This is a genomic window from Rhodococcus sp. IEGM 1302, from assembly GCF_030056935.1.
Classification (GTDB): domain Bacteria; phylum Actinomycetota; class Actinomycetes; order Mycobacteriales; family Mycobacteriaceae; genus Rhodococcus_F; species Rhodococcus_F qingshengii.
In genome coordinates this window covers 1-2,171 of record NZ_JASHKY010000061.1, presented here as the reverse complement: position 1 = coordinate 2,171, position 2,171 = coordinate 1, and the positions used below count along the sequence as shown (strand labels likewise).

The following is a 2,171-nucleotide window of genomic DNA, read 5'->3' as shown; positions in this document are numbered from 1 at the left end:
GCGTCTGAATTTTGCCGATGATCGCAAGAGTCGACGAATTGTCCTTGGCCTGTTGTAGATCTGCGATCAGCTGATCCATCGCCGGGTTCGCATATCCAGCAGTATTCGCCATCGAGGTGCTGTTGGTCGTGGAGAACAATCCGAGATCGAGAATCGACTCGTACATTCCGATGCCCGCGTGCGCGAGGTCGAAATCGTGCTTGACGTAGACGTTCTGCACGATGTCGCCGGCGTTGTTGGCCAAGATCAAGTTCACCTCGAACCCGACGGCCTGCAACAGTGACTGCACGGCGAGGCCGATCGCGTGGTCCTTCGGCTCACTGAGAACGACGTAGTCGAGGCTGCCGTCGTACCCGTCTGCCTTCGCCTGATTCAGAAGTTCCTTCGACTTTTCGGGGTCGTAGGCAATACCCGGTGTGTCTACATGCCATTGAGACGTCGGACCGAACAACTCCGAGCCCGGCAGTCCCTCACCGTTTTCCACTCGCTGATCGATCAACGTGGTGTCGAGCGCGTAGCCGATAGCCTGACGGACGCGAACATCCGAGCCCGGTCGGCCCTCACGGTTGTTGATAATCTCGGCACTACCGGCATTGAGCACGTCGATGTAGCCGGGGTAGCCAGCGGACTTGGCGGAATTGATCGCCGACGTGAGGCCGCGAATGTAGGCGACATCGAGCTGACCGCTGTTCAATGATTCGAGATTGGCCTGCGGACCGTTGAGCGCAACCATCCGCAACTTGTCCAGCTTGGGGGCGCCGCCGTAGTAGGACGGGTTGGCCTTGAAGATTCGCTCGACGCTCGGTGTGAAGACATCTTCGGTGAAGGGTCCGGCTCCGACGGCGGTGAACTTGTCGCCCTGCTGCGAACTCGGGGCGACGATCATCCCGTGCCCGAGAGCGAGCATCGACGGAAAACGCATCCACGGCGTCTTCAGCTTGAATTCCACTGTCGTCGGACCGCTTGCCTGCGCCGATTCCACCGAAGCCAGCCACAGTTCGGCGCCATTGCCCTTGCCCGCGTTGTACCGATCGATGCTCGCGATCACGGCGTTGGCGTCGAGGGTGGTGCCGTCACTGAACTTCACACCGTCGCGAAGTTTCAGCGTCCAGGTGGCTCCGTCGTCAGCTGTCTCGAGCGATTGAGCCAACTTGGGCTCGAACTCGCCGCTCGCAGTGTTGTAACTCATCAGGACGTCGTACACAGCAGCGAAGGCCTCACCGCCGGAACCGCCGCGCGCGGCCGTCTTCGTCGGGTCGAGTGAGGGAACGAGCACCTGTACGCCGTACGTCATGGTCCCGCCGGCCACCGCAGTTCCCGGATCGGGCTGCTCGTTGACCATGCCGGTCACGACGTCCGCCGACGCGGTCGTCGTATCGGTCCCGCTGTCGTCACCGTTGCTCGCGCAGCCCACCAACAGAACCCCGGTGCCGAACAATGCGACGGCGACCCGGCTGACTTTCCCGATGCGCCAAGATCTCGAGTGCGACACGGAGATTCCACCTCACTTTCAGTAGACGCAGCCACGGATCGGCCGCAATCGGCTAATAGTGATGTCCTCTGTGGAGTGACGCCCAGCACGTTCCCGGTGACCGGAAACATTCACGGAGACAAAGGATGCGCATAACTGAGATGATCGGGCCGAGTGGTTGACGGCGACTGACATCCGAACACGAAAAAGCTCCAACCTTATGTTCGAAGAACATGAGATTGGAGCTTTTCGATAAGAATTATGGTGGCCAGGGCCGGGATCGAACCGGCGACCTTCCGCTTTTCAGGCGGACGCTCGTACCAACTGAGCTACCTGGCCGGACGGCACCCGAACCGAATGCCTATCGCATTGCTTTGTTCTCAACCGATTGATTGAGAACAAAGCTTTGCGACCCTGACGGGACTCGAACCCGCGACCTCCGCCGTGACAGGGCGGCGCGCTAACCAACTGCGCCACAGGGCCTTGCTTTTTCCTTGCTGTGAAACCGTACTACATCTTCGAGCCGCTCCCAAACCACTGTCCTGGCCTGGCATTTGTGCATCTCAAAGCGTGTCGTGCGGGTCAAACCATACTGCATCGTTTCGCTTTCGCAAAACGTACCCCCTACGGGATTCGAACCCGCGCTACCGCCTTGAAAGGGCGGCGTCCTAGGCCGCTAGACGAAGGGGGCCCGCCGGAT

General features: G+C 60.1%; 1 protein-coding gene and 3 tRNA genes. All 4 read right to left on the bottom strand.

Annotation, left to right across the window (positions count from 1 at the left end):
- Positions 1-1,492, bottom strand: a 1,492-nt coding sequence (locus QM609_RS29105; protein WP_283337656.1) for an ABC transporter substrate-binding protein, incomplete at its 3' end; no start/stop codon positions are given.
- Positions 1,493-1,733: 241 nt separating this feature from the next.
- Positions 1,734-1,810: transfer RNA gene (locus QM609_RS29100), tRNA-Phe, on the bottom strand.
- A 70-nt stretch (positions 1,811-1,880) separates the two neighbouring features.
- Positions 1,881-1,954: transfer RNA gene (locus tag QM609_RS29095), tRNA-Asp, on the bottom strand.
- Positions 1,955-2,089: 135 nt separating this feature from the next.
- Positions 2,090-2,162, bottom strand: a tRNA-Glu gene (locus tag QM609_RS29090).
- Positions 2,163-2,171 lie beyond the last annotated feature (9 nt).